The 19082-nt window shown below is 33.3% G+C and carries 17 protein-coding genes and 1 tRNA gene; 6 read left to right on the top strand and 12 right to left on the bottom strand.

What is annotated here, in order from left to right:
• Positions 1-276: 276 nt before the first annotated feature.
• Entirely contained in the window at positions 277-1026 is a 750-nt protein-coding gene (locus ABI657_RS10945; protein ID WP_348097297.1) for a Gfo/Idh/MocA family oxidoreductase, read from the bottom strand.
• On the bottom strand, positions 1017-1412 hold the full coding sequence (locus tag ABI657_RS10950; RefSeq protein ID WP_348097298.1) for a Gfo/Idh/MocA family oxidoreductase: 396 nt from the start codon (positions 1410-1412) through the stop codon (positions 1017-1019). Before ABI657_RS10950 ends, ABI657_RS10945 begins: the two co-directional genes overlap by 10 nt.
• A gap of 287 nt (positions 1413-1699) precedes the next feature.
• Here ABI657_RS10950 and ABI657_RS10955 point away from each other — a divergent pair, with 287 nt between their 5' ends.
• The gene (locus tag ABI657_RS10955; RefSeq protein WP_348097299.1) at positions 1700-3220 is read left to right on the top strand and encodes a glycosyltransferase family 39 protein; all 1521 of its coding nucleotides are present in this window, start codon (positions 1700-1702) and stop codon (positions 3218-3220) included.
• 114 nt (positions 3221-3334) lie between these two features.
• Positions 3335-3407 (top strand) — tRNA-Met (locus ABI657_RS10960).
• Positions 3408-3564: 157 nt separating this feature from the next.
• Here the strand turns inward: ABI657_RS10960 and ABI657_RS10965 are convergent.
• The 5 genes from ABI657_RS10965 to ABI657_RS10985 form a co-directional block, all read right to left on the bottom strand.
• A complete protein-coding gene (locus ABI657_RS10965) occupies positions 3565-3762 on the bottom strand; it encodes a PTS sugar transporter subunit IIBC (RefSeq protein ID WP_348097300.1) in 198 nt (65 codons plus the stop codon).
• Positions 3746-5245, bottom strand: a complete 1500-nt coding sequence (locus ABI657_RS10970; RefSeq protein WP_348097301.1) for a recombinase family protein — start codon at positions 5243-5245, stop codon at positions 3746-3748. The genes ABI657_RS10965 and ABI657_RS10970 overlap by 17 nt, the downstream gene beginning before the upstream one ends.
• 233 nt (positions 5246-5478) lie before the next feature.
• The gene (locus ABI657_RS10975; RefSeq protein WP_348097302.1) at positions 5479-5691 is read right to left on the bottom strand and encodes a hypothetical protein; all 213 of its coding nucleotides are present in this window, start codon (positions 5689-5691) and stop codon (positions 5479-5481) included.
• 79 nt (positions 5692-5770) lie between these two features.
• Positions 5771-6082, bottom strand: coding sequence for a hypothetical protein (locus tag ABI657_RS10980; RefSeq protein WP_348097303.1), 312 nt, complete (start codon positions 6080-6082; stop codon positions 5771-5773).
• Positions 6079-6324, bottom strand: coding sequence for a hypothetical protein (locus ABI657_RS10985; RefSeq protein ID WP_348097304.1), 246 nt, complete (start codon positions 6322-6324; stop codon positions 6079-6081). The genes ABI657_RS10980 and ABI657_RS10985 overlap by 4 nt, the downstream gene beginning before the upstream one ends.
• A 191-nt stretch (positions 6325-6515) precedes the next feature.
• On the opposite strand from ABI657_RS10985, the gene ABI657_RS10990 reads away from it, so the two are divergent.
• The 3 genes from ABI657_RS10990 to ABI657_RS11000 are packed head-to-tail and all read left to right on the top strand — an operon-like array spanning position 6516 to position 11155.
• Positions 6516-8657, top strand: coding sequence for an AAA family ATPase (locus tag ABI657_RS10990; RefSeq protein WP_348097305.1), 2142 nt, complete (start codon positions 6516-6518; stop codon positions 8655-8657).
• Between the two features lie 2 nt (positions 8658-8659).
• Entirely contained in the window at positions 8660-10480 is a 1821-nt protein-coding gene (locus ABI657_RS10995; protein ID WP_348097306.1) for an ATP-dependent helicase, read from the top strand.
• A gap of 21 nt (positions 10481-10501) precedes the next feature.
• Positions 10502-11155: a DUF5710 domain-containing protein gene (locus tag ABI657_RS11000; protein WP_348097307.1), complete on the top strand. Its 654-nt coding sequence runs from the start codon at positions 10502-10504 to the stop codon at positions 11153-11155.
• A gap of 229 nt (positions 11156-11384) precedes the next feature.
• Here ABI657_RS11000 and qatD read toward each other — a convergent pair whose 3' ends face one another.
• The 5 genes from qatD to ABI657_RS11025 all read right to left on the bottom strand — a co-directional run bounded on the left by qatD (position 11385) and on the right by ABI657_RS11025 (position 16630).
• Complete coding sequence (gene qatD / locus ABI657_RS11005) at positions 11385-12113, bottom strand: Qat anti-phage system TatD family nuclease QatD (RefSeq protein WP_348097308.1); 729 nt, start codon at positions 12111-12113, stop codon at positions 11385-11387.
• A complete protein-coding gene (gene qatC, locus ABI657_RS11010) occupies positions 12114-13436 on the bottom strand; it encodes a Qat anti-phage system QueC-like protein QatC (RefSeq protein ID WP_348097309.1) in 1323 nt (440 codons plus the stop codon).
• On the bottom strand, positions 13423-14295 hold the full coding sequence (locus ABI657_RS11015) for a hypothetical protein (RefSeq protein ID WP_348097310.1): 873 nt from the start codon (positions 14293-14295) through the stop codon (positions 13423-13425). The genes qatC and ABI657_RS11015 overlap by 14 nt, the downstream gene beginning before the upstream one ends.
• Positions 14295-16175 (bottom strand): P-loop NTPase fold protein, encoded by a 1881-nt coding sequence (locus ABI657_RS11020; RefSeq protein WP_229974916.1) that lies wholly within the window; start codon positions 16173-16175, stop codon positions 14295-14297. The genes ABI657_RS11015 and ABI657_RS11020 overlap by 1 nt, the downstream gene beginning before the upstream one ends.
• 278 nt (positions 16176-16453) lie before the next feature.
• Entirely contained in the window at positions 16454-16630 is a 177-nt protein-coding gene (locus ABI657_RS11025; protein ID WP_348097311.1) for a hypothetical protein, read from the bottom strand.
• A gap of 168 nt (positions 16631-16798) precedes the next feature.
• On the opposite strand from ABI657_RS11025, the gene ABI657_RS11030 reads away from it, so the two are divergent.
• Positions 16799-19082, top strand: a 2284-nt coding sequence (locus ABI657_RS11030; protein WP_348097312.1) for a RecQ family ATP-dependent DNA helicase, incomplete at its 3' end; no start/stop codon positions are given.

Raw genomic sequence — 19082 nt, forward strand, 5'->3', positions numbered from 1 at the left:
TCTACTCCACGCCTGACAAACTACACAAAGCTACCAAATTGGGTAGATATACTTGATAAGTGTTCTATTTTTTTACTATAAATCATTAAGATACTTATGAAATCATACTATAATAATCTTCAAAAAACTGGTTAGATATTGGAATGCTCCCCGCTACTAAAAAAAGAGGCTGTCCCAAAAGTAAGGGCAACCTTTTATTTGTTTGAAAAAAATTATATTTTTTTATTCTGAGTCGGGTAAACACTATCAAATTTTGTAAAAAATCAGGTATAAAACTTATTTTGAAGCCAGAACCGCAATTTTCAAGCTTTCTACGGCATTCTCAATAGTTACTGTGAGTTGGTGATCCTTATTTTCTATCTTCTCAATCAGGTCAGACAGAATAGATTGTACACATTTTCCATATACCTCCCCTTTGCTTTGATGAATTTCAAAAGTCCCAGAAATCATTTCATCAACATCATAGGCTATCCCGCCGCAATATGTCAATTCTTTATCGGTCTTCGCTGATGAGTCTGATTCACCCCAGCCCTTTGGCCTGGAAATATCGCTTAAATTATCGAGTGTATCAGACTTGGAGATTGTCCATCCCGGAAGAGCTCCCAATTGTTCCTTAATCTGTTCGTTTACAAGTGCTTTAATAGTTCCCTTCAAGGGCATCCAACCTTCAATTTCTACTCTTGCCAGGTCATAAACCAGGTTTATAGTCGTTTGTTCAAATAAACCCGGACCTGAAAAAGCATGATAATAGCTGGCGATAAGTCCTTCATTATATGATACCATAGCAGCTACCCGATCCCGCTGTGATTCGTTACGGCTATCAGAAACCCCATATACTTCAGTATATTGCTGATTACTTAAGGCATTGACAATATCAAAAAAATGTACTCCGTGCTCTATAAGAATACCACCAGACATTTTTTCATTCCAAAACCAATGATCAGCAGGCAAAGAAGCATCCTGAGCATAATTGTTTACCACTACATGTCTAAGCTTACCAAGCGTACCGCTGCTTCCTAATTGCATGAATTTTTGAATAATAGGATTATGCGAATCATATGATTAACAGTAATTACCATTCCGGTTTCCTTCTGAATGTCTAAGATTTTCTGTGCGCCTTCGTCAGTAACGGCTACTGGCTTTTCGAGCAATACATGTTTGCCTGCTTTCATAGCCTCGCAAGCCATTTCAACATGCAGGTTTGGAGGTGTAACAATACTTACAATATCTATATCGGGATCATTAATTAGCTCTTTCCAGTCATGATAATTTTTGCAGTTCTCAACATATTTTGGATTTTTACCAGAATCGGCAATAGCCACAACTTCTACATTTTCTACCTTTTCCCACCAATGATGAAGAAACCTTCCAAATCCACCATAGCCAATTATTCCTATTTTATACTTTTTCATGTTTGTTCGATATTATTTTTATTTGATTTAAACTATAACAGCATGACTTTAATAACTACAAAAAAACATTTGTCTTTAATGAGTGCCTAAGCTCTTGATTAAAATGAATTTACTACTATTTTTAGGATTTTCAAAATGATTGTCAAAATTTCCTGTTACTTATTTCTATAATTACAGGGTAATATTTTACTAAACGTAGTGTTCTTTTTTTACTTCTAATATGTGAACTAAAAATAAATTATATATTCGTTATGGATAATAACTTTTGTTTAAAAAAACCAAATACTATGACGAAAAGATACCTAATTTTAATTGGTTTTATCATCTTAAAATTTGTGCTTCAATATTTCCTGCTAAGTCCCGAATACAATTTACATCGTGATGAATATCTGCATCTTGATCAGGCACATCATTTAGATTGGGGATATCTGTCTGTACCACCAGTAACATCCTGGTTTTCTTTTCTTATTTTTTTATTGGGGAATTCTGTTTTCTGGGTTAAGTTCTTTCCTGCTCTTTTTGGTGTATTGACATTAGTTATTGTCTGGAAAACAATCGAAACCCTTAAAGGCAATTTATATGCCTTGATTTTAGGAGCAACCGGTATTGTATTTTCATCATTGCTGCGGATTAACATGTTGTACCAACCCAATTCTTTGGACATTTTATGCTGGACTTGTTTTTATTATATTGTTATTAAATACATTACAAGCGGCAAAACGAAATGGTTTTACATAGGTGCTGTAGTATTTGCGTTTGGATTTCTTAATAAATACAATATTATTTTTCTGCTTATTGGTATTTTGCCAGCCCTTTTATTATCTGATCAAAGAAAAATATTGACACAGAAAAAGTTCTATTATGCATTAGCCTTAGGATCATTTTTGATTTTACCGAATTTGTTATGGCAATACAACAATCAGTTCCCAATTATTCACCATATGACGGAATTAGCAAAAACACAGCTGGTTAATGTAGATAGGATTGGATTTTTAAAAGAACAAATACTTTTTTTTCTTGGCTCCATTCCAGTACTATTTTCGGCTTTTTATGCTTTGCTGTTTTACAAGCCTTTTGAGAAATATAAATTATTTTTTTGGTCAATAATTTTTACGCTTCTGGTATTTCTTTACTTTAAAGCAAAAGCCTATTATGCAATCGGTTTGTATCCAATTTATATTGCTTTTGGTTCTGTTTTTCTTTCCGCTGTTTTACAAACTGGATGGAAACGCTATTTGAAACCGGTGTTAGTTATAATTCCATTATTACTTTTTATACCGATGTATGATCTTGCTTTTCCAAATAAAAGTCCGCAATATATAGCCAAACATCCGGAAAATTATAAAAAACTGGGTATGCTTCGTTGGGAAGATGGCAAGGATCATGATTTACCACAAGATTTTGCCGATATGCTGGGTTGGAAGGAACTTGCGCGAAAGACAGATTCTGTTTATGCCTGCATTCCAAACCCAGAAACAACCCTTGTGCTTTGTGACAATTACGGACAAGCCGGAGCCATAAATTATTATACAAAAAGAGGGATCAAAGCAGTGTCTTTTAATGCTGATTATGTCAACTGGTTTCAACTAAATGTGCAATATACAAATCTAATCAGGATTAAGACTTATGAAAAAAACAGTAGTGAATTTAACGAAACGAGTCCCCATTTTCGATCTTCGGCTGTTGCTGGTCAAATAACAAATAAAAATGCGAGGGAATATAAAACAACTATTTATATTTTTAAAGATGCAAAAGTGAATATTAATAAACGAATCAAACAAGAAATCAAAGAAGCTAAATGGGATTGAAAATATATGAGCGTTAATAATTAACAAATTATAAATCAAACGGTTTTTTTCTGAAAAAATATAAAAATTTGTTTGCATAACCGTATTTACTGTGTATCTTTGCACACGAAACATCGCGGGATAGAGCAGTAGGCAGCTCGTCGGGCTCATAACCCGAAGGTCACAGGTTCGAGTCCTGTTCCCGCTACTTAAGGAGATACTGCTAAGCAGTATCTCCTTTTTTTTTGACAATAAAAGTCTATGACACAAACAGTTGATGCTTAGTCATTTGAGTTCGATTTTTTTACTGTCCTAAATCCTTACAGTCCTAAAGACTAGCTAAAAAACCTTGATTTACGGTGGTTTTATGGCTTTTTTTCCAAAGTTCGATTTCTCTTTAGGGTTTCAGCATTTTTCCCTTCTTCAGGCTTATTGCGATTTTTCGATATAAGATAAAGAAAGTCTAGTATAACAGCAGCTTCACCATCATCCACCTCGATGCCATTTTTCGCTAAGATAGCTATTGCCCGGTTAACTGAAACCTTTCTATCTATAAAATTCATATTTGTTGCTTTTTTGTTTGTTTTTTGATGTTAATATCTTTGATAGTGCGCCGTTTAACTCCAAGGAAATATCTCCTGTTTGCGGATTAACCTTAACAGGTGGAATTAGATTGACAAGATATTTTTTATTTGCTGTATCCAAACTTAAGAACCCTTGAAAGATATCTACAAATGGTTTGCTTGCCAATTGGCTTTGCTCTTCAATGTTCTTTAATTTGACATTGATATCCTGCAACTCTCTTTTCAAGCATTTAGAATTGGCCAAACTTTCTTTTTTTAACTCGCTATAATCGTCATATTTCAGTGTATCCACTACAAATAACTTACGGGCTCTTGAAAGGATTGAATGTTCTTCATTTAACTTTATTATTACCATATTTCGGTCATGTAAGTACTTTGTTTTTTGTGTATTTGTATTACAGTCTTCTAAAATAATTTTAAATAACTCAATTGCTCCATTTGAGAGTACAAGCCGTTGCAGCTTGCGTTGGTAGCAATCATTGAGGAAAGGGGCGCTAATTCTTGTCTTGCATCTTCCTTGACAATGATAGTATGAATACTTTTTTGTAGATCCTTGGGAAAAGCTTCCGCTTAGTTTCCGTCCGCAAAGAGGGCATGTTAAAAATCCCCTTAGAAAAAATGTCGATTTGAGAATATCCGTTTTAGCAGTAACTTTTCTTTTTGTATTAATGATATGCTGAACTTCATAAAACAATGTTTCCGATATCAATGGATCGTGGGTTCCTTTTACCATTTGCTGTTCATCTGAATTGAATTTTAACGGGATAAGTCCACAGTAAACAGGGTTATGTATGATTCTGAAAAAATGCGATCGGGAACATTTCAAGCCTTTATCATAGGCCATATTGCGGATTTTCTCTATTTTATGGATATTTTTTGCAAGCTGATCGAAAACCCAGCTTATAATTTCTGCATCGGGCTGTTTAGGAGCAATAATTTTTCTGCCGTCAACAAGCGTCAGATTGATGTATCCTATAGGTGCTTTATTAGGGTACCTGCCCATTAGTTTTGCCCGGCGAATACCATTTGCCGTATTTAGAGCCCTCCTGCTGTTTTCTGCTTCCGGTACAGATAGGTAAACGGCAAGCATGACCGTACTTTCAGGAACAGAAAAATCTATAGGTTGATCAATAGCCATTGCTGTGGTCCTGTATTTTCGAAGTATTCCTATCATCTCATAGGCAAGTTCAATATTTCGACTAAACCGATCCCATTTTATGAAAAGTATATTTTTGTCTTCCTTTGACTTGTTTTTAATTACCGTTATTAACTTTTTCCATTCAGGGCGGTTGAAGTTTTTGGCTGAGAAGTCTTCACGATAAATACCCTTTACTTCTATATTATTGAACGCACAATATTTTAGCAACCGGTCCTCCTGTTCGGGTAGCGAATATCCTTTCCTTTTTTGCTCGTCTGTACTGACCCGGATATATAGATAAGCCGATTTAGTCTGATCATACATACCTTGATTTTTAAATTAACATCATAATTTACTCCTGACAAAATACCTTTTTTAAAAATCAGATTATCAGATTATTTATTTTACAACTAAACTTTAATAACCCTGAAGACAGTCCGCTTATTAAATTTTAAATCTGAAGGCATAGATGAGATTTTCATGTTGTGTCGTTGCAAAGCACGGAGTCATCTATATTAGGATTCCAGTACTATGCTAAAAGATTAAGCTTTTTGCTGTCAATCCGATACTATTGTTTGAACAACATGGAAAGTGATTTGGAGATTATCGAAATCGATTGGAATATCAGCTGTTAACTTACGGTATCGTAAAGAAGATACACCAAATGATTTTCCAAACTTTAGTTTACGTTGTTTTAAATATGTTGTTCCTATCCTAATGACCAAATTTACAATAAAATACGTAAGAATGGTATAGGCCGTTTTATTCATTCATGTTAATAAAAAAATGACTTAATAGAATTACCTTAATCTTGAATTTAGAATAAAATCAGCGGGATTTTCATTAATTTTAATAACCAGAAAAATAGATGAGTTTTAAACCACATTTTACGAATAGGCGGTATGAAACCGAGATGGAAGATATTGCAGGCCATGCAGTATTGCCCATACAAAGCATGGCAGATAAGCAGGGAGCTCCTGATGAATTGGAGACACCACAACTATCCTCTGCAAAAATTTCGGCAAGCGACAAAACCTCATACCTTACTACTATCGCAAAAACCAGATCATCTGGATCTATCACTCTTAAAAAACCGAGGCCTATAAATCTCGGCTTTTTTATGCCCCCTATAAATGCATAAAATACATTTAACCCTCTCATACCGTTCCAAGCAAATCATCTGTATCGGATAAGGTTTGCAGTGATAATCTTTTGTAGCCAATATGCACTTCTTCCGTTCTGAGTGCGATGTCTTGGATTAACTCGGTTGCTGGGTCGAAATAAGAGTTTACTATTTGGGTTGCCTCGTTGATACCGGCTGTGTCATTTCCCTGTGCGAATGTACCAATTCCTGACAGCGTAGCTACTGCTGTCAGCAAAACTTTTTTTCTCTGTTTTTCCATAATTGAAACACATTAATTTGTTATCAATAGCCGGCACTTTTCGGGCTTCCAGGACAAAGGTGTTTCTGAAATCAAAGCCTTATAACAATTTGGAAGTCAGAGGAATTGTTTGGCTTTTATTGGCAACTAGAACGGAGAAAAGTATTATATTAGTTGTTTTGAAAATCTAAATTTTAAAACGCAATTTTTAAATGTATATATCTAAAGTCAGCCTTGTCAATTATAGAAATTTTGCAAATGCATATTTTAATTTCAATAAAGGAATAAACACCGTTATAGGTGAAAATGGTTCAGGAAAAACCAACGTTTTTAAAGCAATCAGACTGCTTTTGGAAGATGCTTCTCTACAGTTTGCCTATAAACTAACTGAAGGTGATTTTAATAGGACTTTGGACAAAGGAAGATGGAAAGGTCATTGGATTATTATCAGTATTGAATTTGACGAACTAAATGATGAAGAAGCCATTCAATCATTATTCATACACGGAACCGGTATTGCCGAAGCGGACTATGTAGAAAAAGCTACTTACAATCTTTTTTTTCGCCCAAAAGCAGACATCAGACAAAAACTTTCTGAGTTAGCTGAAGGCGACAAAGCAGGATTACAAGCTATATTTGATGATATTAATATTTTAGATAACTATGAAACGTTTTTTACAGGGAAAAGCACAGCGGATTTTAACGACCCTGAAGTGTACAAAGAACTTGTAGGTGATTTTGAAAATGTCATTTTTCCTTCTGCTATTGATGCATCAAAATTTGGTTCCAAAATCCCTCATCAGTTATCTGTTGCAAAAGAAGTTTCATTTACTTTTATACAGGCACTAAGAGATGTTGTAAGTGATTTCCATAATAACAGAACCAATCCGTTACTCACCCTTTTAAAAAATAAAAGTGGCGAAATAAAAGATGCTGATTACCAACCTATCAGCGATTTAGTAAAAGATTTGAATGAAAGCATTGAAGCACTTCCAGATGTACAGACTATCCGTGAGGATATCAAAACTACAATTCAAGATGCTGTTGGGCTTACCTATTCTCCCTCATCCTTATCTATAAAATCCAGTGTTCCTGATGAAGCAGAAAAACTGCTCCAATCCTTGAAATTATTTATTGGAGAACCTGGAGAAGAATATGAAGGCGGTATCCACGAATTAAGCTTAGGAGGTGCTAATCTTATTTTCCTGACCTTAAAACTTTTGGAATTTAAATATCGAAAATCAAAGGATACTTTCGCAAATTTCTTAATTATAGAGGAGCCAGAGGCTCATATCCATAATCACATTCAGAAAACATTGTTCGACAAATTAGATTATGGTGATACTCAAATCATATATTCAACCCATTCTACCCAAATATCTGAAGTCAGTAATGTAGAAAACATAAACATCTTAGCTAAAAAATTAAATTATGCAGAGGTTTATCAGCCTTCTACAGGCTTAGGTGCAGAAAACATCAATCAGGTACAACGTTACTTGGATGCTGTAAGAACTAATTTGCTCTTTGCTAAAGGTGTGATGTTGGTAGAGGGCGATGCCGAAGAAATTCTAATACCAATTATGGTGAAGAAAGTTTTTGGGATAAGCTTGGATGAGTTGGGAATAAGTTTGATAAACATTAGAAGCACAGGGTTTGAAAATGTTGCGCAACTTTTCCATAATGACAGAATACAAAGGAAATGTGCTATCCTTACTGATTTAGATGATGCTATCTGCGATACTAACGAAAATGCTGGCGACAATGACGACCTAAAAAAATATAAGAAGAAAGTTGCTGGTTCTATGCAAAAAGGGCTAGAAAGAAAAATAAAACTAGATGCATTTGAAGCAGGTAATACGTGGGTAAAAGCTTTTTATGCAAAACATACGTTCGAAGTTGATTTTATTACAGAAGGAAATGGTTGGGAAGTTAAACGATTAATTAAAAATGTTTATATAGACCCAGCAACACGGAATCAAGCAAAGACAGATATCGAAAATCCTGATGTTGCTGTTTATGGAAAGCGGGTGCTTACAATGGCAAAACAGGAAGGTAAGGGCTGGTTTGCAATTATGCTTGGCAAACATATTTCTTATAAGACCGAAATTCCAATTTACATTCTTGATGCTATCCTTTTTGCAAAAGAAACCTATTCCTCAAATATTGTTGCTGACATTATCCAGTATAGAATGAATAAACATTTTGAAGCTGATAATGCCCTCGATTTTACAAGTTGTAAAGCGGAGCTTTTGAAATATAGAAATGGAACAAATAAATTGGAAGACTTAGCTTTTGACTTTGACCTTGTACTGCCAGACGACCAAATTTTAACCCTAATAGATAAACTGAAGTAGTTATGTTTATTTGGGAAAAAGACAGTATCAATAAAGAACAGGAAGATGCAATTCTTGAAGATAATAGCGTACTTCTTATTGCTTGTCCAGGAAGCGGTAAAACGAGAACCCTTACCTTCAAAATTGCTTATGAGTTAAGCAGGTTGAAATCAGACAAGGAATTCGTTATAGCCATAACCTATACTAATAGGGCTTCCGATGAGATAAAGGAGCGTGTTGAGTTATTAGGCGTTGATACGACACAATTATGGATTGGCACTATCCATTCTTTTTGTATGGAATGGATTTTAAAACCATATCATTTGTATTCTGAACGATTGAAGAACGGCTTTAAGGTTATCAATTCTTTTGACAGTGAAAAGATATTGACCGAATTATGCAAATCCTATAAAGAAGAAAAAATAACTTATTATGATTGTGGCATCCTTGCCAAAACTGATAATTTCTATTTGACTTGTCTAGACACAAAAAAACATAATTCGTTACAAAAAATTATTGGGGAATATTTTGCAATCCTTGAAAAAAATCGACAGATTGATTTTGAACAAATTTTGTTTTACGCTTATGATATACTCAAATCGAAACCGGTTGTAGCTAATATTCTGTCCAAATTATTCCCTTTTATCTTAATTGACGAGTATCAGGATACTAAGGAAATACAGTATCACATCATATCTAAAATATTAAGCGTAAGCAAAGGCAATTCAAAAACACTTATTGTTGGCGACCCAAACCAATCTATTTACGACTCGCTGGGAGGATACCCAATGCCTAAAGATGAATTAGAAAAATTATTAGGATTTGAATTGACCCCATTAAGCTTAGATAAAAACTATAGGTCATCGTCGGCTATTATCAGCTATTTTGATTATTATAAAACTTTCGAAACTCCAATTGTTGCATTTGGTAATGGAAAAGATTATCCAAGTACAATTACATTCAATTCAGTTGTCTCAGTAGATGATTTAATTGAAGAATTAGCTCAGTTAATTTTGTACAATGTAGAAACAGCCGGAATTAGTCCAAACGAAATATGCATCACTGCTCCACAATGGGTACATATCGCAAGCATTACAAGAAAACTTATCATCAGACTTCCTGATTTCAGTTTTGACGGACCGGGAATGGCTCCTTTTTCTCGGGATATTGATAATTTTTGGTTCAAGGTTTCAATAGTTGCATTGACGGAACCTTCTCCATTTATGTATGTAAGAAGGTTAAGGTGGAGTAAAGAAATATTAAATGAACTGGATAGTGCAGGAGTTGATGTTTCAAATGTGAGTAGTAAAGTATTTTTAAGAATTTGTAATTCTTTTGAGATAAACGAGACAGACGGTTTAACTTATTTAAAAATTTTCTTTAATCAGATTTGTGAAAAGTTAAAAATTGTACTACCCAATTTTCCCTTGTTAAATGAACATTTCAATTCATTTTTTGCAAGTTCTGAAAGTAGAATTCAGAGATTGATTGATGAAGGAAATCCATATATTGGGGATATTGAAAATTTCAGAAAAGTATTCAGACAGCGAGATGGGATTACTGTTTCCACAATACACGGAACTAAAGGTGAAGAATACGATGCAGTTATTGGCTTTGGCTTATTGGACGGTTATGTTCCTCATTTTAATGATAATAATGGTATTGAAAATTCAAAGAAACTCTTGTATGTTTTAGCTTCAAGAGCAAGAAAAAATTTACATCTTATTTCTGAAAAATATAGAAATGTTCATTGGTACCACGCACCTGAAGGAAAACCACCAACCTCACATTTACTTGAATATGTTTATGATTATTCTTCTCAAAAATTTGAGGGAACGGATTAAGCCAATAAAAATTAAATTACTATGTCATTAAAAATAAATGTACCCTATAACGATAAAAATGTTGCCAAATCAAAAGGCGCTTTTTGGGATTTGGAACAAAAAACTTGGTTTATTCCTGACCATAAGGATATTAATGATTTCCAACAATGGATAGATAAATCAAAAGTATCGGTTATTATAAAATCGCCCGTATCAATTGCTTTAAATAGTAGTGATTGCTATAAATGTGCAAACAAAACTGCTGTCATCTCCTTAGCTTCAAATAATTTTTATCATTTGGGTACTGACGAAAATGATAGTGAAAAATGGTTTCGGGCGGATGGGTTGTCTTTCTTTAGTATGGCGGTATTTATCGAAAATGAACTTGCACACAAAATCAATAGATTATTTCCAAATTATAAAATTGCGTATTCAAAAACGGCGGAAAGTAGTTATTGGGCAAATCATTGTGATCATTGTGGTGCCTTGCAAGGCGATTTTTTTCTACATTCAGAACCTGGTGGTGCTTTCTTTCCTTTAGAAATAGAAGAATATGAACAATTAACTTTCATTACTGTTCCGTCAAAATTTGATGTAGGAATAGATGCTGATTATTCTTGGTTGAGCAATACTAATGAGGTTCCTAACTATGCTAAATCAATAACTCTTGAAGAGTTTTTAGACCAAAGAGAATAAAAAGGAAGTTTGTATGAGCTGACTCCCAAATATCAAAATCACTAGATTCACTTTTCTGTAAATATGGAAGATAGCTTGGTAATGTAAATCAAACTGTGTCAAAGGATAATCATTTATATTCAATTATCTAAAAAAGAATATCAAGAATGAAAAGACCTTTACAAAAGACAAGATTGTCATGTGTTTTTACAGTTTTTTTTACAGTCGCAGCGATACTCCCTTATATAAATTACTTCAAATTACTTATTAATCTTCTGAAATTCAAATTAATAATTTTCTGAACTTCGTAAATAGTGATATCCCAAATTTTTGATAAATACTCAATTACTTCTTCAACTTCACCAGGTAATAAAGGCTCATTACCTTTATTAATAAAAGGCCCGTCAGTTTCTGTCAATACATTTTCCTTTGGTATTTTAGATATTATTTTTTGACCAGATATAGACTTTACCATCGCAGGATTGATAGAGAAATAATAACCTGCATCTGATATATTGCTAATTAAATTAAGCCCTCCTGAATACCAATGAAAAATTGCATTTTGAATTTTATATTTTATTAGTAATTCTAAAACTTCCTTTTCTGCCTTTCTCGAATGTATACTAAGTATTTTCTTTTTATCAAAAACCAACTTTAAAATTCGATTAAATGAAACTAGTTGGATCTCTTTTGTTTCAATACCCACTTTAGAAAAGTCTAATCCAATTTCACCTATATATGAAGTTTTAGAGAGACATAATTCAAATTTTGAAAATTCATTTTCATGAAGAGCAGCATAGAGAGGGTGCATCCCTAGTGCTATTCTTACATGTTTTTTTGATTGAAAAAATGGAAACCCCATCTCAAAGTGACTAGGTAAATTTGTCATCGAAAAAATGGTAATACCTTTATTTTCGCATACATCTAATATGACTTTAGGATTTTTATATAAGTCTATATGACAATGAGTATCTAACATTTATAAACCAGATTTTGTTTTTATCAATGAATTACCATTTTTGCTAATCCATCTAGATAATTCGATTCTTGTTCGCGATACTACATCAATATATTTATTCAATTTATTAATATTCTTTATCCCGTTAACTATTAATTCTATTTTAATATCATTTTGGGTAATATTTTTTTTGAGAAAATCTAGACATATACCTACATCCTGTGATTTTTTTGTATTAAAAGGAATTAGAGAATTAATAGTATTTCCATAATTAGTAGAGTCTTTTTGGTTAATTAATGATGCTTGTCTGTAAATACAGGGCATACAAACACCACAATGACTTGCAGTCAAATTTTGCCAGTGAGCTCTATGTCCTCTTTTTCCACATGAATTTGAAAATCCAATTATCTGTTTTAAAAATTTTAAGTCTTTACAATTATCTACCATTTCACCTTTTGTCATAAATTCATAAGGGTTAGAAATGTTACTTATAATATTTAGTTTCTTTAAAACCAAATTGGTTTTGTCTAATACAAATGAATGGGTGGTTCTAGTACTACAAGAAGTTCGCCTTGAAGGACTCAAAGGATAATTTAGAGATACCGAACCATTTTCAGGTACAATAATTTCATTAACTTCTTTGCCTTGGGAAACTAAAAGAGCAATACCAATAAATAAAATTGAACGGCTTCTGAAGGTCGTTTCGCGTTTTGTGGTTGTCTGAGATAAAGTTACTTTAATAGAAGGCACATGTTCAAAGAGCCCTGTATATTTATCTTTTAATTTTTCTAACAAAACATTTTGGTCACTTAAAGGACCTTTCATTTGAGGGTCATAGTGCGATGCTAAAAGGATTTTATCTTTAGGGTGTGTGCTTAAAAAATCAACTGCTCCTATCAAAGAATCTAAGCCTCCAGAAAAAAGATTTAATTGCTTATATTTTTCATCAAAATCAAGCGATAATGGAAACTCCGGATTTGTAAAATCAGATTTATAAAAATCAATATTCCAATAATCCCCTGTCAAAAAAGAAAAAAGTTCTTCCAAATCATTCTTGACATTATTCCAAACCTTAATTTCTGAAACAGGAAATGATATATTTAGCTCTCTTGACCAACCATCAACTGAATGTTGTTTTCGATTTACAAACCGATCAATCCCATAAACTGAGCACGTTATAAAGAAGAAATCTCTAATTTCTGAATTCACAGAAATGGCAAATGGCAATAATGTTTTATAATCAACACTAACAGTAGAAGAGTCTCCTTTATCTTCTGTAAGTTTTATATTTAGAATTCCACTTTTCAAATCATACTTAGGAATTTCAACATTAATTTTTTTCATTGCAGATGATTTTAATTATGGAATCAAATATTTTCTCAATTTCTTTTTTCCCTTCAGCTTTATTCCAATCTATTTTTGATACAGCTCTTTGTGTATTTAAAACTTTTACACGACCTAATATGTCATCTTTTATAATTTTAAAAGTTTCTTTGCTGACTTCCTCTCCTTTTTGCTGTTGTATTTTTTCTTCAAAACGTTGTGATAAATGTTCGAAAATGTAAAGTCCCCAAAATTTGCATAACGTGTCCGCTAACCCTTGACCATCAACCAATTCCTTTATTAAATCCTGGTATTTTTTAACATCGTTATCCGATTGAGCTGCAATTTCTTTCATGATTTCACATGAAGCTTTATTAGCTGCAGTCTCATCCATTCCTTGGTTGGAGTCTGAACAATAAATTAATAAATAGTCAATTACATCATTAAACGATTTACCTTGAAGTGAACCAAAACCAATTTCGGTTAAGGCTTTATCAAGACCATTGTTTGCTACACTTGTAAAAAATCCAGTAAGTTTGCCAGCAGATTTTAATCCCGCCTTACCGATAGAAGACGATTTACCAGATGCTATAGCTTTGCGACCACCACCTGTTTTTACCAGATTTTTAAATACCGATCTAACATGTTCAGTTCTCCTATCTAATATTTTTTTATACTGTTTAGAGTTATCACTGACTACGGTTTTTTTGCTATCATCCTTTTCATCCTCGTTTTTATCCTTTTCATTATCTTTAGCTCCTTCATCATCAAGTTTTTTTTCCTGTTCTAAAGTTTTAGCTATTTGAGTAATTGAATTTGATAAATCCCCCCAATTGGGTTGATTAGTTACTCCTGGATTAATTCTTTGTGTAGTACCCATTATTTATCATTATTTATTGCTTTATAAATCTGACTTTCCTTTGTGAAAATCTTATATAATGTTTTAATCTCAGGATTTCTTGATTCGACTAGCTTATAGTCATTGTGTAAATTAAATGGAATCTTATTATTATCAACCTTTTTGATAGTTCTTTTGTAAGCTTCAATAATGTTAGGACAATTTCCAGCAATCAACTCAATAAAGGCCTGATGTATTTCTGTTTTTTCAGGTGCTTTGGTAAGTTCTTTTTCGAGTAACGATATCAGTGTCTCATAATCTCCTTCACTTAATTTGTCCTTAATTTCATTAGTAACAGTTCTTGTTAAAGCAGTACCAGAAACTGGTTCAATTAGTTTTTTGATTAATGACCTAATATGTGGTGATATTAATGAGCTGCCACTAATCGAAGTTGTTAATTGATCTCTGGTTATCCAATAGTAATCACGTAAATCTACATTTGTTAGTTTCGGTTCTGAATTTAACCATCTTAAAACTTTATCCGTACCCCATGCAGAAGTATATTTATCTTTAATTTCTTTTACTTTATTCTCACTTACTAAAAGTTCTAAATCAATAATTTCTGCTGGTTCTCCTTTTTGAGATGACTGCCATTCATAAATTTGCCTAAATAAACTTTGTGATGAATATTCGAGTACCATTAACTTAGCTAAAATATCCATTTTAAAATCTGATATTTTAGCAACTCTGACAAGCCTATCCCTTAATGAATAGGTGTTTAAAAATCTTTTAATTTGTCGAGGATTTCCCTTTAAGCCTTCAGTTATAATAGGTGCTAAGGAAGCTATAATTGATACACTCTTTGTCAGCTTATCCTTTTCATTAGATTCTAAAATTGATTCCATATCTCCTAAACCAAATACGCCGTATCTATTATTCTCTCTTGATAAATAAAAAGCATCTAAGACTTTATTGAAATCGCTACCAAGCTCTTTTTGACAGAACAATAATGATAAATAGGTTTCCACTTCATTATCAGTTAATTTAGGCAGATAGTAAGGAACCTGTATTAATTTCTCTAAATAATCACTAACAATCCTCTCATTTCGGCTTTCTATATCGGGAGAGTTTTCAATACCATCTGTTTTGTAACGTAGCTCTATTGCATGTCTTACAATTCTTGGGTCAGCTCCAATAACGAAAGCAGTCTTATCAACATTTAAAAAGAGTTTAATAGCTTCTAGGTTTTCTATTAATCTATCAGGAGTACAACGATCTAAATCATCAATAATCACAACAAGCTTTTCTATCTTGGATTTATCAAGCATTTTTTTGAAATCGTCTCTGAACTCACGAACCATGGTAATTTCATCATCTTCATTTTTTTTGATGATACTGCTCAAAAAATTTTCTGCTTCATCGCCTTTTAACTTATTAGCTAATTCTGTAGGCTCTATTTTTGAAAACTCATTTAATAAATATGGTATTAATGAAACTCCTCCTGTAAGATATGCTGTTGCAGCAGGGACCGCAATTTTTTTAAAACCTAACCCCATTAAACGCATCCATTTAACAGACTTTAAAAGTTTTATGGTTTCATCCTTAACTTTTGAGCCTAATTTTTTATGTTTCGCAAATTTTTCAATAATTGATTCTAATAAAGCAGCTTTTGCATCATCATAACCTTCGAAAACCCAACCATTAAAATACAAAACTAGAGTACCGTCATTAAATCCATCTTCACCATCTCCGATTAGCTCCTTTTCTACTATTTTAAGTATGCTAGATTTTCCACTTCCCCAATCTCCGAAAACGCCAATCGTTACAGGTAGTACATCATTATCATTGATTACATCTACAATTAAATCTGCATGAACTTTAAAACCGAGTAAATCATCAGAGGTTTCATTATCTGCCCACATATATTAAAGAATATTAGTTGTTAAAAAATAATTCTAATCGCTTTTAGTTTTGAAACAAATTCTGTCACCTTTACAGAAAAACAATTAAAATTTTATTGAATAGTAAATATATAAATTTTAACTCTTTCATATTCTTTTTGATGTAGGATAATGCAGAAACGCTCTTAAAACTAAGAGCAGATTTTCCTTTTGAGTTGTATTGACTTTCTTTCGGTTTTTAAGTCTTGACTGTACAAGGTTAAATATCTCGTCGGATATAAGAGCTTCATGATTTCTTTTCATGCAGAACTGCCATCCATTGCCGGAATGAATATTCTTCCACAGTAAACAGGATTTTGGATCATGTGCCAGAAGGCATTCAGACTGTAGCGAAGTCCGGTTTCAATATTCTGCCTGTATAATGGATTCGGGTTTTCTACTATTTGGGTACTTTGAATCTTAAAAAGAGACTTCATCCTAAGATTTTGGAGTAAGGCTTATCAATTGCCATAATTTGATTCAAAAAACATATTTTTAATTTTTACGAATTAAATGTTAAATTAGCATCCTATCATACTCGCTATTAAATATTTGTGAATTTATAGCCAAGCTAGATAAACCAAACCGCAATTTTATTGATTCTAATGCTAATAGATGAACAAAATAATACCCGTTTAATTACATTTATTGACACCGAAATTGAACCAAACAAAGGTAAGATCCTTGATATAGGTGCAATTAAAGAAAACGGTAGTCAATTCCATAAAGCATCTTTAGGAGATTTTATCCAATTCCTTCAAGGTGACGATTATGTGTGCGGGCATAACATTTTAAATCATGATATAAAATATATAGGTAAAGCAATTTACGATGTTGGTATTAGCCCTCAAAACATAATTGATACTCTATACCTATCTCCCTTACTATTTCCCACAAAGCCTTACCATGCGTTATTGAAGGATGATAAACTTCAGACGGAAGACACAAATAATCCATTAAACGATTCTATTAAGGCACGAGATTTATTCTATAGTGAGGTTGCCGCTTTTTGGCAAGCGGATGAACCCCTTAAAGAAATCTTTTACCTTCTCTTAAATTCCACAAAGGAGTTTGGTGCATTTTTTAAGTTTGTAAATTACAGGAGTATCAACCCTAATACCGAAGCTCTGGTTAGATTAAAGTTTAGTAAAGAAATTTGTGAAGATGCAAATCTAACCAAAATGATAGCTGAACATCCTATTGAGTTGGCCTATTGCCTGGCATTGATTAATTCATTTATAACCCATAAAACGGTTCACTCCATTACACCCCCATGGGTTCTAAAGAACTTCCCTGAGGTAGAGCGCATAATGCTATGGTTACGAAGTAAACCTTGTATAACCGGTTGTAATTACTGTAATAATGCCCTTGACATATACAAAGGATTAAAAAGATTCTTTGGTTTCGATTCATACCGGACTTATGGTGGCGAACCGCTTCAGGAAAAAGCTGTAAAGGCAGCTGTAAATAACAAGTCGGTACTGGCTGTTTTTCCAACAGGTGGTGGAAAATCAATTACATTTCAGGTTCCGGCACTTATGAGCGCTGAAAATTCAAAAGGATTGACTATTGTAATTTCTCCGCTTCAGTCGCTAATGAAAGACCAAGTTGACAACCTTGAAAAGAACGGAATAACTGAAGCCGTTACCATTAACGGACTATTAGATCCTATTGAAAGAGCCAAATCATTTGAGAGGATTGAAGATGGTTCTGCTTCTATTTTATACATTTCTCCTGAGTCGCTTCGCTCAAAGACTATCGAAAAGCTAATTTTAGGGCGGAAAGTTGTCCGTTTTGTAATTGATGAAGCGCACTGTTTTTCATCATGGGGACAAGATTTCAGGGTCGACTATCTATACATCGGGGATTTTATAAAACTAATTCAGGAAAAGAAAAACCTAGAGGATGGTATACCGGTATCGTGCTTTACCGCAACGGCCAAACAAAAGGTAATTGAGGATATCCGAGATTATTTTAGCGAAAAGTTAGCGCTGGATCTTGAAGTTTTCACCTCAAAAGCATCGAGGACTAATCTTCAATACAAGGTTTTTGAAAAGGAAAATGAAGAAGAAAAATATTTAACAGCCAGAGATTTAATTGAAGAAAAAAACTGTCCGGCCATTATCTATGTTTCCCGAACCAGGAAAGCATATCTGCTTGCCGAACGTTTAGCAAAAGACGGTTTTAATGCCAGGCCCTACCACGGCAAAATGGATAAACAGGAGAAAACAGAGAACCAGGATTCTTTTTTAAATGGTGAAACGCAAATTATGGTAGCCACATCTGCTTTTGGTATGGGAGTAGATAAAAAAGATGTAGGCCTGGTAATACATTATGAAATTTCGGATTCTCTTGAAAACTATGTACAGGAAGCAGGACGTGCGGGCAGGGATGAAAATATTTCGGCCGATTGTTTCATGTTGTTTAATGAGGAAGACCTTAGCAAGCACTTTATTTTGCTTAACCAGACCAAACTTTCCATAAAAGAGATACAGCAGGTATGGAAAGCTATAAAAGATATTACAAGATTTCGTTCTAAGGTATCTAATTCTGCGTTAGAAATCGCCCGAAAAGCCGGTTGGGATGATAATGTTGTAGAAATAGAAACACGCGTAACTACTGCAATTGCTGCTCTTGAAGATGCCGGATATCTTAAACGTGGACAAAATATGCCCAGGGTGTTTGCTAATAGTATTTTATCTAAAACTGCCCAAGATGCCATTGATAAAATAAACACTTCTGAAAAATTTGAAGAAAAACAAAAAGAGCACGGCGTACGTATTATAAAGAAACTATTTTCAAGTAAAAGCAGAAAGCAGACCACCAATGAAACCGCCGAATCAAGGGTAGATTATATTAGTGATCATTTGGGTATTGTAAAAGAAGAGG

Source organism: Flavobacterium sp. (assembly GCF_039930565.1).
Classification (GTDB): Bacteria; Bacteroidota; Bacteroidia; order Flavobacteriales; family Flavobacteriaceae; genus Flavobacterium.

Bases quoted from the DNA above. Each gene is read 5' to 3' on its own strand.
- ABI657_RS10945 (WP_348097297.1), bottom strand. From the start codon at position 1,026: ATGCAATTAGGAAGCAGCGGTACGCTTGGTAAGCTTAGACATGTAGTG.
- ABI657_RS10950 (WP_348097298.1), bottom strand. From the start codon at position 1,412: ATGAAAAAGTATAAAATAGGAATAATTGGCTATGGTGGATTTGGAAGG.
- ABI657_RS10955 (WP_348097299.1), top strand. From the start codon at position 1,700: ATGACGAAAAGATACCTAATTTTAATTGGTTTTATCATCTTAAAATTT.
- ABI657_RS10965 (WP_348097300.1), bottom strand. From the start codon at position 3,762: ATGAATTTTATAGATAGAAAGGTTTCAGTTAACCGGGCAATAGCTATC.
- ABI657_RS10970 (WP_348097301.1), bottom strand. From the start codon at position 5,245: ATGTATGATCAGACTAAATCGGCTTATCTATATATCCGGGTCAGTACA.
- ABI657_RS10975 (WP_348097302.1), bottom strand. From the start codon at position 5,691: ATGAATAAAACGGCCTATACCATTCTTACGTATTTTATTGTAAATTTG.
- ABI657_RS10980 (WP_348097303.1), bottom strand. From the start codon at position 6,082: ATGAGAGGGTTAAATGTATTTTATGCATTTATAGGGGGCATAAAAAAG.
- ABI657_RS10985 (WP_348097304.1), bottom strand. From the start codon at position 6,324: ATGGAAAAACAGAGAAAAAAAGTTTTGCTGACAGCAGTAGCTACGCTG.
- ABI657_RS10990 (WP_348097305.1), top strand. From the start codon at position 6,516: ATGTATATATCTAAAGTCAGCCTTGTCAATTATAGAAATTTTGCAAAT.
- ABI657_RS10995 (WP_348097306.1), top strand. From the start codon at position 8,660: ATGTTTATTTGGGAAAAAGACAGTATCAATAAAGAACAGGAAGATGCA.
- ABI657_RS11000 (WP_348097307.1), top strand. From the start codon at position 10,502: ATGTCATTAAAAATAAATGTACCCTATAACGATAAAAATGTTGCCAAA.
- qatD (WP_348097308.1), bottom strand. From the start codon at position 12,113: ATGTTAGATACTCATTGTCATATAGACTTATATAAAAATCCTAAAGTC.
- qatC (WP_348097309.1), bottom strand. From the start codon at position 13,436: ATGAAAAAAATTAATGTTGAAATTCCTAAGTATGATTTGAAAAGTGGA.
- ABI657_RS11015 (WP_348097310.1), bottom strand. From the start codon at position 14,295: ATGGGTACTACACAAAGAATTAATCCAGGAGTAACTAATCAACCCAAT.
- ABI657_RS11020 (WP_229974916.1), bottom strand. From the start codon at position 16,175: ATGTGGGCAGATAATGAAACCTCTGATGATTTACTCGGTTTTAAAGTT.
- ABI657_RS11025 (WP_348097311.1), bottom strand. From the start codon at position 16,630: ATGAAGTCTCTTTTTAAGATTCAAAGTACCCAAATAGTAGAAAACCCG.